This is a genomic window from Limnoglobus roseus (assembly GCF_008254045.1).
Lineage (GTDB): Bacteria > Planctomycetota > Planctomycetia > Gemmatales > Gemmataceae > Limnoglobus > Limnoglobus roseus.
On record NZ_CP042425.1, the window covers coordinates 5,815,028 to 5,828,224 of the forward strand.

General features: G+C 64.9%; 10 protein-coding genes. 5 read left to right on the forward strand and 5 right to left on the reverse strand.

Features of this window, described 5'->3' with window-relative positions; all coding sequences use genetic code 11:
* Nucleotides 1-11: 11 nt before the first annotated feature.
* From PX52LOC_RS24535 to PX52LOC_RS24545, 3 genes are all read right to left on the reverse strand, one after another.
* Entirely contained in the window at nt 12-578 is a 567-nt protein-coding gene (locus tag PX52LOC_RS24535; protein ID WP_218575156.1) for an EF-hand domain-containing protein, read from the reverse strand.
* 13 nt (nt 579-591) lie between these two features.
* Nucleotides 592-1,293, reverse strand: coding sequence for a dioxygenase family protein (locus PX52LOC_RS24540; RefSeq protein WP_149112556.1), 702 nt, complete (start codon nt 1,291-1,293; stop codon nt 592-594).
* 153 nt (nt 1,294-1,446) lie between these two features.
* A complete protein-coding gene (locus PX52LOC_RS24545; protein WP_149112557.1) occupies nt 1,447-2,196 on the reverse strand; it encodes a dioxygenase family protein in 750 nt (249 codons plus the stop codon).
* A gap of 198 nt (nt 2,197-2,394) precedes the next feature.
* Between PX52LOC_RS24545 and PX52LOC_RS24550 the strand changes: the two genes are divergently transcribed.
* Together PX52LOC_RS24550 and PX52LOC_RS24555 are read left to right on the forward strand one after the other, a co-directional pair.
* A complete protein-coding gene (locus tag PX52LOC_RS24550; protein WP_168219180.1) occupies nt 2,395-3,207 on the forward strand; it encodes an MBOAT family protein in 813 nt (270 codons plus the stop codon).
* A gap of 13 nt (nt 3,208-3,220) precedes the next feature.
* Complete coding sequence (locus PX52LOC_RS24555; RefSeq protein WP_149112559.1) at nt 3,221-3,628, forward strand: hypothetical protein; 408 nt, start codon at nt 3,221-3,223, stop codon at nt 3,626-3,628.
* An 18-nt stretch (nt 3,629-3,646) separates the two neighbouring features.
* Here the strand turns inward: PX52LOC_RS24555 and PX52LOC_RS24560 are convergent, their stop codons facing one another.
* Together PX52LOC_RS24560 and PX52LOC_RS24565 are read right to left on the reverse strand one after the other, a co-directional pair.
* Entirely contained in the window at nt 3,647-4,549 is a 903-nt protein-coding gene (locus PX52LOC_RS24560; RefSeq protein WP_149112560.1) for a carbohydrate kinase family protein, read from the reverse strand.
* Nucleotides 4,546-6,141 carry a sugar porter family MFS transporter gene (locus tag PX52LOC_RS24565; protein WP_149112561.1) on the reverse strand — a complete coding sequence of 532 codons (1,596 nt, stop codon included), beginning with the start codon at nt 6,139-6,141 and terminating at the stop codon, nt 4,546-4,548. The genes PX52LOC_RS24560 and PX52LOC_RS24565 overlap by 4 nt, the downstream gene beginning before the upstream one ends.
* A 287-nt stretch (nt 6,142-6,428) precedes the next feature.
* Between PX52LOC_RS24565 and PX52LOC_RS24570 the strand changes: the two genes are divergently transcribed.
* The 3 genes from PX52LOC_RS24570 to PX52LOC_RS24580 all read left to right on the forward strand — a co-directional run bounded on the left by PX52LOC_RS24570 (nt 6,429) and on the right by PX52LOC_RS24580 (nt 13,160).
* Nucleotides 6,429-9,389, forward strand: coding sequence for a PVC-type heme-binding CxxCH protein (locus PX52LOC_RS24570; protein ID WP_168219181.1), 2,961 nt, complete (start codon nt 6,429-6,431; stop codon nt 9,387-9,389).
* Nucleotides 9,390-9,448: 59 nt separating this feature from the next.
* A complete protein-coding gene (locus PX52LOC_RS24575; RefSeq protein ID WP_149112563.1) occupies nt 9,449-11,335 on the forward strand; it encodes a hypothetical protein in 1,887 nt (628 codons plus the stop codon).
* 238 nt (nt 11,336-11,573) lie between these two features.
* Nucleotides 11,574-13,160 carry a 2-isopropylmalate synthase gene (locus tag PX52LOC_RS24580; RefSeq protein WP_149112564.1) on the forward strand — a complete coding sequence of 529 codons (1,587 nt, stop codon included), beginning with the start codon at nt 11,574-11,576 and terminating at the stop codon, nt 13,158-13,160.
* The last annotated feature ends 37 nt before the right edge of the window (nt 13,161-13,197 follow it).

Here is a 13,197-nt window from a genome sequence, read left to right on the forward strand (position 1 = left end):
GGGCCGGAGCCTCACCTCGGCGGCGGCCCGCCGTTACCCGGCCCGCGTTGCATTCCTTCGAGCTGCGACTTCTGCTCTGCCGTCAGGATTTTGCCCAGCGCATCGTCCACGGTCTTTTGAATCTGAGCGAGTTCCTTTTTCTGAACGGCCGTGAGTTGGAGTTCGTCCTGAAGGCCGCTGGAAAGAACCTGCCCCGGCTGGGGACGAGGCCGACCACCCGGTGGCCCACCACCACTTGGCCCGCCTCCGCCCGGCCCACCGCCGGTGCTCACGGCGGCCGCTTCTTTCGTGAGCAGCGCCGCGAGTTCGTCCTTCGTCACGTACCCGTGCTTCTGGGCGTCCGCTCGGTCGAAGAGGGCGTTCAGTCGCTCGTCGCCCAACTCCTCCTTCGTCAGTTTGCCGTCCTTGTTCGCGTCGAAGGCCATCAACCGCTGGACCATGTCGTCCACCGACGCGGCCTTGCCCCCACTGCCCGGCGGGCCGCCACCGCCCTTCTTTCCCGGCGGGGGGTGGGCGTCGGTCTGCGAGAGTGTCAGGAACAGGCCGAGTGTCAGTAAGAAAGCGCTCGTCAGTCGCATGGTGTTCCTCCGGTTATCGGCCGCGGGTGCGCGTGGGTTGGGTGTCGCGGTCGTCCGGCGTGCGGCCGAGTACGATGACGAAGTTGGCCGACAGTTCGCCGACCTTCGACTCCTTGATCGGCTTGAAGTCGACGAGGATCAGCTCTCGGTCGATCAGGTCGCGGGTGCCGTTGAAGACGCCGTCGCGGGCGTTCCCGGCGTGGCCGCGGACCATGAACTGCGTCGTCAACAGTTCTCGATCGCCCTTCTTCACCTTCACGTGGATGTGCGGAGCCGGTCGGCCGGGGTAGGCGACCGGCTTGATCGTGCGGAATCGGTACTCGCCGGTCGATCCGGTGGTGAAGCGGCCGAACCCCTGGAAGTTCTTGTCCTGCTGTTTCGCCTTCGGGCCGCTGTCTGACGTGTGCAGGTAGACCTGCTTGGCGTCGCACTGCCAGATTTCGACGACGGCGTCCTTGATCGGGCTGCCGGTCGGCCCGAGGACTTTCCCCGTCAGATGAGTGATCTCGCCGACGGCCGGGGTGATCGAGTCGTTGATAACGAGCAGGTCGTTATCGGTGTCGAGCGGCAGCTTGTCGGGGTAGAACGGCCCCTCGGTTAACGACGGCGTGCGCAGCAGTTGCTCCGCGAACACGCCCGGCGTCCACAGGGCGGCCGCGCCGAGGGCCGCTCCCCCGCGGAGGAAGGCCCGCCGGTTGAAGAAGGATTCACGCATCGTTCGAACTCCGTGAAGAAGCCTGCGGCAGAACCGACGGATGCTCCGTTGGCCGGCCTACTGCTAAACGGATCAAAGCCCGCGTCGGCGACAGGGGGTTCGAGGAATCGACCGGCACAAGGCAGCTTCGTCCTCATGGCGTATCGCGGCATGTCACGCCACGAGGACGACGTTAAACGAGGCGGTAATCTGAGTGCTGTTCTTGCCCTGCCGCATCAACAGGTATTGGCCGACTTCGCTGGAGACGGTGGCCCCGACGCCCTGCGACGCGCCCTTGTACACCATGTCCGTGCTGTTCGTCGTGTCCCGGTTCGGCCGTGAACTGTACGGGGTGGTGGCGTAGACCTGGTTCGTGAACGCCTCGGCCGAGAACAGTTGCGAGACGAAGTTGTACGTCACCGTGGTGCCGCTGTAGAGCCGCACGCGGAAGTGGATGTGCGGCGTCCGACCACTATACCACCCGGGGAAGATGGTCGTAAACGACGACCCGCCGCGCTTGTCGGTCAGTTGGTAGCCGCGGCAGAAGTTCTGCCCCGTCGTCCCCTCGGACGCGATGGCCGAGTACTTGCCGGCCCCGTTGGTGTGCCAGATGTCTACTTTGGCGTTCGCAATCGGCGTGACGGTGTTGTTCGCCAGCCGGGACACGCTAATGGCCAGGTTCGTCTTGTACCCGTCAAAGGCCGTGCTGCCGGCGGTCGAGTTGGCCCGCACGTCGGACCGATTCGGCATGCTGTCCACCCAGTACGGCCCCTCGGTGACGCCGGGCGTTTGCGTCAGGTTGCTGGCGGCGAACACGATGCCGGGCTTGAGTAAGCCCGTCGCGAAGAACGTCGCGTAGGCCGACTTGATGAACATCTCCCGGCGGGTCCACTCGCGGTCTTCTCGGCTCGTTTGCTTCGACATGGGCGGCTCCTGAAAGGAATCTCATGAACGGGTACGGGTTCAGGATCACGAGTTTTCGAGCGAAGCGGGCGCGGCGGTGCTCGGGAAACAGAACTTCAGCCTGAGCGGGAGCACGCACGGGCGGCCAAGGTCGGGTAAACTCCGCGAGGCGTTGTGAACGCTCGTCGTTGACGGTCTATGCTCCCAGGGGGAACGATCTTGCCGTTCGACTGGCCACCTTGGGGCGTGATGTGGGCGCTGGCCGCCGCGCTCTTCGCGGCGTGTAAGCTCCTCACCTGGGCGAAGACTGAGAGACAGTCGGCGTCCGTTGGACGGCAGTTGGCGTACCTGTTCGGCTGGCCCGGGCTCGACGCGAAAGCGTTCCTCGATCCTCGGCCCCTCCCGCCGGACCAGAAGCCGAAGGGCGGCGAGTGGGCGTTCGCGGCGGCAAAACTCGGCCTGGGAATGGCCCTCATCTGGGGCGCGGTTCCGCTTGTGCCGGCCGACGCACCAATCCTGCGCGGGTGGGTTGGGATGGCAGGGCTGGTCTTCCTCCTGCACTTCGGCACGTTCCACCTGATGAGTTGCGCCTGGCGGACGGGTGGCGTCGATGCCCGGCCGTTGATGAACTGGCCGATTCTCGCGGAGAGCGTGACCGACTTCTGGGGCCGGCGGTGGAACACCGCCTTCCGCGACCTGACCCACCGCTTCCTGTTCCGCCCCTTGTCCCGACGGCTCGGCCCGCGGGGTGGCCTCGCGGCCGGCTTCCTGTTCAGTGGTGTCATCCACGACTTCGTCATCTCACTGCCGGCCGGCGGCGGTTACGGCGGGCCGACGCTGTACTTCGCCTTCCAGGGGTTGGCCCTCGTCGGGGAGCGGTCGCGCCTCGGCAAATCGCTCGGCCTCGGCGGCGGGTGGCGGGGCCGGGCGTTCACGGCGCTGGTCGTCATCGGCCCCGCCTTAATGTTGTTCCACCCGCCGTTCGTCCTCCGCGTGGTGCTCCCCTTCCTCCAAGTGCTCGGCGCATCCTGACAGGAGTCTGCTCGTGGAAATCCCGCTCGCCGATTGGATCCGCCTAGCCGGCCTCGGTCAGTTGTCCGTCCTCGTCGCCTCGTCCCTCGTGCCGTTGCGGCTGAACTGGAAGCGCGACCTCGCGGGGCTGCCAGTGTTGCACCGCCAGATGTACTGGACCTACGGCGGTTATGTGGTGCTGGGGATCATCACCCTTGGGGGCACGAGCCTGTTCTGCGCGGATGAGTTGGCCGCGGGGTCGCGGCTGGCACAAGCATTCTGTTTGTACGGGTTCCTGTTCTGGGGCGTGCGACTGCTGCTCCAAGCCGTCTTCGATGTGAAATCGCACCTCACGGCGTGGTGGCTGGCGGCTGGGTACCACCTCCTCACCGTACTGTTCCTGTTCTTCACGGGCGTCTACGGGTACGCGCTGTTCCGATGAACGGGCCGTCGCGTGCCGCTACGATTCTGCCCACGCCACCTGGAAAGGTCGGCACAAAGACTCGGGAAGTGGTGGCGTGCCGCCCGCGCGGGACGCGACGTGAGCGGCGATCTCGTTCGCCCGTTGGTTGATCGTGTCGAGTTCCCACCCCGCGAGCAGGCCGAGGGTCATCGCAGCGGTGAAGGAATCGCCCGCCCCGATGGTGTCTTGTACCTTCACCGGCACGCCGGGATGGTCGGACCATTTCCCGTCGCGGTGCAGCAAACTGCCCCGCCCGCCGCGTGTGAAGGCGACGGCTTGAAGATGGAACTGCTGGGCGAGTTGCTCGATTCGCGACGGCTCGTCCCCTTCGATCCCGAACAGTTCGGCCAATCGCGGCAACTCGGTTTCGTTCAACTTGAGGACGTTCGCCAACCTCAACGAGTCCTCGACGACCGGCCGGGAGAAGTACGACTGACGCAGGTTCACGTCGAAGACGCGCAGGGCCGTCGGCGGCACGTCGCCGAGCAGCGTGCGAATCGCGTGGCGGGAATCGTCGTGTCGTTGCGCGAGAGTGCCGAAGCAAACCGCGTCGGCCGCCGCGACCGCCCGCCGCCCGGGTGCTTCTCCCCGGAGGTGGTCCCACGCGACGCCTTCGTGGATCGTGTAGTGCGGCTCTCCGTCGGTTCCGAGTTCGACCGTCACCGTGCCCGTCGGCCGGGCGTCGTCGAGTTCGACGCAATCGGTCGGCACGCCGAGTTCGCGGAGGCGGGCGAGGATGTCTTGGCCGAGGGCGTCTCGGCCCACCCGCGTGACCGGCCGTGCGTCGGCCCCGAGTTGGCGGGCGTGGAACGTGAAGTTCGCCGGCGCGCCGCCCATCTGCCGGCCGCCCGGCAGTAAGTCCCACAACACTTCGCCGATGCCCACGACTTTCGGCGTCATGACCGCACTCCTTCCGGGCCGCCGGTGAGCCGGCGTTCGAGTTCTTCCAGCGGCACGCCCTTCGTCTCCGGGACCATGACCGCCACCCAGAGGAGTTGCAGCACCATCATGCCGCAGAAGAACAGGAAGATGAAGCCCGGCGGCATCGCGTTCAGCATGACCGGGAATACCGTCGTCAGGAGGGCGGCGAACACCCAGTGCGTGGAACTGCCGAGCGTCTGCCCGGCGGCCCGGTGGCGGTTCGGGAAGATTTCCGAGATGAACACCCAGATGACCGCACCCTGCCCGATGGCGTGGGCGGCGATGAACGCGAAGATGCACGCAAGTACCAATAGCCCGCCCGAGCCGCTCGCGGCTGATGCTTGCTTCAATGCCGTGTCGGCCACTTGCAGCATGTTCTCGTGGGACGCCGAGGGCGGGAATGAAATGGGTGTCGTTCCCGCCCCTTCGGTCCGAGACGCTGCTTCGAGGGCCTTGGTTCGTTCCGTCAGACGATTCTCACTCTCACCCCGGTTCGCCGCGGTTGCTCCCTGGACGGCGGCGACCGCGTCTTTCACCCCGAGCGCGGTTGACGCGGCATGGAACTGCGGCGCCCAGTTGAAAAACGCCCACGCGCACAAGCCCAGTGAGGCGATGTACCCGAACGAGCCGATGTACAGCAGCGTGCGGCGGCCGAGGCGGTCGATCAGCCACAGGCCGACGAACGTGAACACGAGGTTCGTGACGCCGATGCCGACCGACTGCAACAGGGCGGCCTTCTCTTCCAGACCGGTGAGGCCGAAGATGCGCGGGGCGAAGTACAGGATGGCGTTGATGCCCGAGAGTTGGTTGAAGAATGCGACGAGGAACGCCAGCACGATCGGGAAGCGGAGCCGCCGCGTCCAGAAGCTCTTGCCTTCGGCCGCGGCCGGCGAGGCGGCCTGAATCTCGTCGGCAACAGCTTCCAGTTCCGCCGGCGAGGCTTCGGGTTGGATGAGACGGAGCACTCGCAGTCCCGCCTCGCGGTCCCGCTTGCGACTGAGCAGCCACCGTAGACTTTCCGGGATGGCCAGACACATCACAGTGTACACGAGCGACGGGAAGGCCGCGACGCCGAGCATCCAGCGCCAGGCATTCTCGCCGATGCCTTCGAGCAGGTAGTTCGACAGGAAGGCGACGATGATGCCGAAGACGATGTTGAACTGGAACATGCCCGCGAGGCGACCGCGGTAGGCGGGCGGCGAGATCTCCGAGATGTACAGTGGGGCGGCCACGGTAGAGACGCCGATGCCGATGCCGCCGAGGAGGCGGAAGGCGATGAGCGAGTACACGTCCCACGCTAGCCCGCACCCGACGGCCGAGACGATGTACAGCAGGCCGACGCCAATCAGTGTCGGCTTGCGGCCGAAGCGGTCAGTCGGCCACCCGCCGAACAGCGAGCCGAACACAGTACCGTACAGGGCCGACGCGATGGCAAAGCCGTGCATCTCGGGGCTGAGGTTCCAGAGGGACTGGATGCGCTTCTCAGCCCCGGAGATGACGACGGTGTCGAACCCGAAGAGGAAGCCCGCGAGGGCCGACGTGATCGACCAGAAGAGGATGCGACTTTTCATGCCGGGGTTAGACCTTCGCAAACGGGGGAGGGGTGCGGGTCGGTATCGTTGCTGTGACTGGTCGTGCGGACAGGTATATTCAAATTCAGCCGAACCGGAGCGCACCCCGCCCATTTCTTGTCTGAACCCACTCCCCAACCATCTTCCCGGAACTCGGCTGGTTCTTGTCTCGATGCCGCCGCACAGTCGACCGACGGATGACACGGGCCCGCCATCTGGCCACTTGTACCGAAGGGCGGGTAGGCCGTATCTTCAATCCAACCCCACCGCCGCTGACGGAACACCTCATGCGATTACTTCCCCTCGTCGTCTTGCTGCTCCTGTCGCCGTTCGCTGTGGGGCAGGGCTTTTCGCCGGAGGAAGCCGAGAAGCGGATGACGGTTCCGGCGGGGTTTACGGCCCGCGTCGTCGCTCACGAGCCGATGATTCGCCAGCCGCTCAGCCTGTCCTTCGACGACCGCGGTCGTTTATGGGTGCTGCAATACCTGCAATACCCGAACCCGGCCGGGCTGAAGGCGGTGACACAGGACCAGTACCTCCGCACCGTCTGGGACAAGGTGCCCGATCCGCCGCCGCACGGGGTGAAGGGGTTGGACCGACTCACGATCTGCTTCGACCCCGACGAGAAGGGCGTGTACCGGCAGTCGAAGGACTTCGTCACGGGACTTAACCTCGCGAGCGGCTTCTGCCTCGGCAACGGCGGCGTGTACGTCGCGCAGCCGCCGTACCTGCTCTACTACGCCGACAAGAACGGCGACGACGTGCCCGACGGCGACCCGGAGGTTTTGCTAAAGGGCTTCGGCCTCGACGACACGCACTCGCTGGCGAACAGCCTGCAATGGGGACCGGACGGCTGGCTTTACGGAGCGGCCGGCAGCACCAGTACCAGCAAGATCGCGAACCCGGCGAACCCCCGAGAGATCGTCGAGTTCCAACAAGGCATCTGGCGGTATCACCCGAAGACGCGGCAGTTCGAACTCTTCAGCGAGGGCGGTGGCAACACGTACGGCCTCGACTTCGACCGCCACGGTCAGGTGATCGCCGGCACGAACTACGGCGGTCTCGCGATGCTGCACCAGGTGCAGGGGGCGTACTACCGGAAGGGGTTCGCGAAGCACGGCCCGCTACACAACCCCCACACCTACGGCTTCTTCGAACACGTCCCGTACAAGGACTTCAAGGGCGGCCACGTCACCTGCGGCGGCATCGTCTACCAGGGCGACACGTTCCCCACGGAGATGCACGACCAGTACATCGCGGCCAACCTGCTGTCGAACGCCGTCTACTGGCACAAGTTGACCCGCGACGGCTCGACTTTCAAGGCCGCCCACGGCGGCGACCTGATGCTCGCCAACGACACCTGGCACCGGCCGGTGGACGTGATCCTCAGCCCGGACGGGTCGGTCTTCGTGGCCGACTGGTACGACAAGCGGGCCGCCCACCTCGACCCGCTCGACACCTGGGACAAGACGAACGGCCGCGTCTTCAAGTTGGAGTACGCCGGCACACCGAAACTGCCCGCCTTCGACCTCCGCGCGAAATCGACGGCCGCCCTCATTGGCTTGCTCAGTCATGTAAACGGTTGGTGGCGGCGGGAAGCCCGGCGGTTGTTGGTGGAACGCAGCGACGCTGCAGCCGTGCCGGTGCTGCGGAAACTGACCGGCGAGCGAACGCAAGTGGCTCTCGAAGCCCTCTGGACGCTGGCCCAGATGTCCGACGGGCTGACCGTGGAGCACGCCACGGAACTGCTGAAACACTCCGACGAACACGTTCGCGCCTGGGCGGTGCGGCTGATCGTGGATCAGAACCGTGCGGAACTGTTCGCTCTGCTCGCCGACTTTGCCGGGAAGGAAACGTCGGCGGTCGTGCTGGCGCAGTTGGCCTGTTCGGCGAAGCGGATGCCCGCGGATTCGGCGTGGCCGGTCATCGTTCGCCTGATCGCGAGAGACGAAAACGCCGCCGACCCATTCCTGCCCTTGCTGACGTGGTGGGCGATGGAACGGCACATGAGCGACGCGAAAGGGTTGTCGGCCACCGCTTACTCTCTCTTGTTGCCGACGCCGGACAGTTGGCGGCGGCCGATGATGGCAAAATACCTGCTCGAACGCATCGCCCAGCGCCTCGCGAGTTTGAACGCCGGTCACGAACTCCTCCCTCGACTCCTGCGCGAAGCCCCGGGGCGGGCCGAACGTGTGAGAGTAGTAAAGGGCATCAACGCGGCCATCAGCGGCCAGTCGTTCGAGCAGCCGCCGAAGCCGATGGCCGAGGCGCTGCAACAGCTTCTGAAACTCGACCCGGAGGATAGCGATGTCATCCGCCTCGCGGTCCGGTTCGGCGAGGCGAAGTCGATTCAGAAGATGTTGGAAACCTTCCGAACCGAAGGCGCACCCAACCGGTCGGCCGCCTTGCAAATCCTGGCGGAAGTGCGTCGCTTGGAGTTGCCGGCGGAGCTAGTCGCCGTCTACCCGCGGACGAAGGACGCGAAACTTCGCGAAGCGATTCTCGCGGCGATGGCGGTGTATTCCGACCCCAAGATCGACGATTTCCTTCTCGATTCAAAGTGGCTGGCAGCCGCAACCGCAGGGGACCGCACTGCGGTTCGGCGGGCGCTGTTTTCCCGGCCGGCCACGGCGTCGCGATACTTGAAGCTCGTCGAGGAGAAGCAGTTACCGCCGACCGAGGTTTCCTTGAACGAACTCCGACCGCTGCTTCAGTTCTCGGACAAGGAGTTGTCGGTCCGCATCGAGAAACTCTACGGCAAGATCGGCCCGGCCACGCCCGGCGAGAAGCAAGCCCGCATCGGCGGCGTTGGCCTCATCCTGAACGCGCAGAAGGGCGACCCAACGGCGGGCAAGGCGGTTTTCACGAAGAACTGCGCTGCCTGTCACCAACTCTTCGGCGAAGGGAACAAGATCGGCCCCGACCTGACGACCGCCGACCGGAAGAACACGGCGTCGTTAATCGCGAACATCGTCGATCCGAGTTCCTACATCCGTACCGAGTACGTGCAGCACGAGGCCAACACCACCGACGGCCGAAAGATCACCGGCCTCGTGGTCGAGACGACACCGCAAACGGTGACGATCCTCGACGCCCAGAACAAGAAGACGACGCTCGCCCGCAACGACCTGGAAGACCTGAAGCCGTCCGCGGTGTCGATGATGCCGGACAAACTGCTCGACGGCCTGAGCGAACCACAAATCCGCGACCTGTTCGCCTACCTCCGATCGGAACCGCCGAAGAAATGAACGACCCGCTCAGGGCGCGGGTACACTATCGCTATTCGATTCCTTCCGCGGGGTGTGCCGTGCTGCGATCCGTCCTGTCGGCGTTTCTCCTGGTGACGAGCGGCACCATCGCGGACGCGCAACCCCGAAAACCGGCAGAACTCTTCCCGCCTGCGACCCTCGCGTATGCCGAGATCGACGACCCCGCGGCTCTCGCCGACGCCGTCGCCGCGATGGTCAAAGGCTCGGCCCTCGAAGACGGGTTGAAACTGATCCACGACCGTCGCGACGCCAACAAAGACCCGCGGCTCTTCAACGGCCAACCCGCCCTCTCGTTCCTCGCAACGGTCACTTCGCCGGAGTTCTTCGCCGAGTTCCGAAAGTTCCGCGGGGCGGCCGTCGGGTGGACCGGCTTCACGAAAAGCTACGAGCCGAAGTTCGTCGGTGTCGTCCTGTTCGGGGACAGCACCGCCGCCGGGCTGATCGCGAAAACCTTCCTCGCGAATGAGGCCACGTTCCGCCGGGTGGACACGCTCGACGGTGTGCCGATCTTTCAGTCCCGGGCCTCCCCCAGCGTCACTTACGACCCGAATTCCGGCAAGCCGATCGTGCCGGAACCGGCAAAGGCCACGGAGGGACCGCAGGAATTGACCTACGCCTACCTGCCGGGGTTGTTCGTAATCGGGTCTAACAAGGAAGCTGTCGCCGACGTTCTCGCCCGTCACCGTGAGAAGCCGTTGGAATCGTTCGCCACGAGCGAGGGCTACAAGAGTCTGACCGACCTTCGGAAGCCGGGAGTCACCTTTTGCGTCCGCTTGAGGGAGCTTGTAACGGTCGCGGACAAAGCGAAGAAGTCCAACAAGGACGTGCTGGACCCGACCCTGCTCGCGTACCTCAAGCTCGTTCTCAGCGGCACGGCAGCCCCGACGCTCGCGGGTCAGTTCACCGTCGGCGCGGAGGGGTTGGCACTCACAATCACCATCACCCGCGATGCCACCCGGCCCAGCCCTTTGCTCGACATGTTGGACGGCGGCCTCGCACCGACCGTTCTGGATGTTTGTCCCAGCGATCTCGCCGCCGTCTGTACGCTCGCGCTACCGAAGGTGCAGCGGGCGAGTGCGTGTCTCCGATTGGCCGACGCCGTCGCGCAGGCCGACGGCGAGGTGGGGAAACTCCCGTCCGACTGGCTCGCCGAATTCGAGCAGAAGACGAAACGCCCGATTCGGGATCAATTGCTCTCCTCCGTTCGGGCCATCTCGCTCCTGCTGCCACCGAAGCAAGAACTGCCGCCGAAAGTCGAGGTGATTCCGCTTATCGCGTTGCACTTCGAGTCCGAGGCGAATGCCGAGGATGCGGCGGCGGCCATCCCCGCCCTGATCGCAGCTTTGCGAGACGCAGTTCCTTCCCGCCCTTCTACCGAAACGGTTTCGGGGGTGAAAGTCTCGTCGGTCGCGGACGTTGGCGGACCGCTTCACTTCGCCCGTTCCCAAACCACGATCATCCTCGGGCGGGATCGCAACCGCGTGGCGGTCTGTTCGGCCGGCACGGGGAAGAATCTCGCAACGGAATTCGCCGGTCGGAAGGTACTCGTTCCCGATGCTTCGACCGCCGCCTACGCCGCGATTCTGCCGCTAGGAATGGCGCTGTCGGATCAGTGGGGCAACGGGAAACTCCTGAACCGCTTCGTGCCGCGAAGCAGCGGGCCGGAGCTTCTGATCGACAACCTGCCTCCGAACGTCCTGAACCAGCAACCACTCTACACTGACCAAGAACTGGCGGCCGCGTTCGGCCCGTTGCCGCCGCTGACGGGACGGGTGACCAAGTTAGAGGGCAAAGTCGCGTTGGAAGTCCGCCTCGATTTCAGAAGCACGAGCGTGCAAAAAGTGATCGACGCGATGATCCCGGTCGTCGAAAAATGGGGCACGGCCGCTTCACCTGCGAACGGGCGATTCTACCTGGACCGGTGACCCGGCCGCGGAGAATTTGCGACTTTCTGTTGCACTTTCTGGGGCGTCACGGTAGACTTTCTTAACACGAGGGCCGTAATGTTCGTCAAGTTGCTTCTCCTTGAGCTGCTTGAACTCCGGGATGCCGGGGCCGTTCCCTCGTGTCGACTGTCATAACGTGACGCACGAGACTCATACGGCCCCGGACGATTGTCCGGGGCCGTTTGCGTTACCGAGCCATTTTCTTCAGGAGCCGACGATGACGACGCCGAACGATCCGAACCGCGTGATCGTGTTCGACACCACGCTGCGAGACGGGGAGCAAAGCCCCGGGTGCAGCATGAACCTGAACGAAAAGCTCGAGATCGCACACGGCCTCAAAGACCTCGGCGTGGACGTCATCGAAGCCGGCTTTCCCATCGCTTCGCCCGGCGACTTCGAGAGCGTGCAGGAAATCGCCCGGCAGGTCGATGGCCCGATCATCTGCGGGCTGGCGCGGTGCAACACGGCCGACATCGACCGCGCCGCCGATGCCGTCAAGCACGCCCGCCGGCCGCGCATCCACGTTTTCCTGGCCACGAGCGCGATTCACCGCGAATTCAAGTTGCGGATGAGCCGCGAGGAAATCTTGAAGCGGGCCATCGACGGCGTCAAGCGCGCCCGCGACCAGATCGCGGACGTCGAGTTCTCGCCGGAAGACGCCTCGCGGACGGAACTCGACTTCTTGGCGGAAGTCGTCGAACGGGCCGTGGAAGCCGGGGCGACCACGCTCAACATTCCCGACACCGTCGGCTACGCTGTGCCGACCCACTATGCGGACATCATCCGGCACCTGAAGAAAACCGTCCGCGGCATCGACAAGTGCGTCCTCAGCGTCCACTGCCATAACGACCTCGGCCTGGCCGTGGCGAACAGCCTGGCGGCCCTGAAGGAAGGTGCCCGGCAAGTCGAGTGTACGATCAACGGCATCGGCGAGCGGGCCGGGAACACGGCCCTCGAAGAAGTCGTGATGGCCCTGCGCACGCGGCAGGACTACTACGGCCTGACGACCGGAATTAACTCGCGACTGTTGCTCCCGCTCAGCCGGAAACTTTCGCACGCGACCGGGATGCAGGTTCAGCGGAACAAGGCCATCGTCGGGCAGAACGCCTTCGCCCACGAGGCCGGCATTCACCAGGACGGGATGCTGAAGAACCCCAACACCTACGAGATCATGCGGCCCGAAGACATCGGGCTGTCGCGAACGGAACTGGTGCTGGGCAAGCACAGCGGCCGGCACGCCCTGCGGCAGAAGATCTCGGACCTCGGCTATCACCTGTCGGACGAGCAGTTGAACAAGGTCTTCGAGTCGTTCAAGGTTCTGGCCGACCGCAAGAAGGACATTTACGACGCCGACATTGAGGCGCTGGCCGATACGCAGATTCACGAGTCGGTGCAGAAGGTCTGGAAACTCCAGGCGTTCACTTGCAATGCCGGGACGGGCACGCTGCCGTCGGCGGCCGTCTCACTCGAACGGAACGACGGCAAGATCCACCGCGATGCCGCCCTCGGCGACGGGCCGATCGACGCCGTATTCAACACCATCGATCGCATCACCGGGATCACGCTGAAGGTCGTGGATTACCGCGTCCGGGCCGTGACCTTCGGGGGCGACGCTCAGGGCGAAGCCTTCATCGAAGCGGAATACGCCGGCAAAAAAGTGACGACGCGGGCGGTGTCCACGGACATCGTTGAGGCTAGTGCCTTGGCCTACCTCGACCTGATTAACCGTGTCACCGCCCGCCAAGACCGGGACCGGCTCAAGCCGACCGACAATGTTTCGCACGACGCAGTGCCGAGTCTGTAACCGAGAAACGCCGTGCCGTCGGATCGTCGATCCGGCG

Excerpts from the sequence above, each read along its gene's own strand:
- PX52LOC_RS24570 (WP_168219181.1), top strand. The coding sequence starts at position 6,429 with ATGCGATTACTTCCCCTCGTCGTCTTGCTGCTCCTGTCGCCGTTCGCT.
- PX52LOC_RS24560 (WP_149112560.1), bottom strand. The coding sequence starts at position 4,549 with ATGACGCCGAAAGTCGTGGGCATCGGCGAAGTGTTGTGGGACTTACTG.
- PX52LOC_RS24580 (WP_149112564.1), top strand. The coding sequence starts at position 11,574 with ATGACGACGCCGAACGATCCGAACCGCGTGATCGTGTTCGACACCACG.
- PX52LOC_RS24545 (WP_149112557.1), bottom strand. The coding sequence starts at position 2,196 with ATGTCGAAGCAAACGAGCCGAGAAGACCGCGAGTGGACCCGCCGGGAG.
- PX52LOC_RS24535 (WP_218575156.1), bottom strand. The coding sequence starts at position 578 with ATGCGACTGACGAGCGCTTTCTTACTGACACTCGGCCTGTTCCTGACA.
- PX52LOC_RS24540 (WP_149112556.1), bottom strand. The coding sequence starts at position 1,293 with ATGCGTGAATCCTTCTTCAACCGGCGGGCCTTCCTCCGCGGGGGAGCG.
- PX52LOC_RS24565 (WP_149112561.1), bottom strand. The coding sequence starts at position 6,141 with ATGAAAAGTCGCATCCTCTTCTGGTCGATCACGTCGGCCCTCGCGGGC.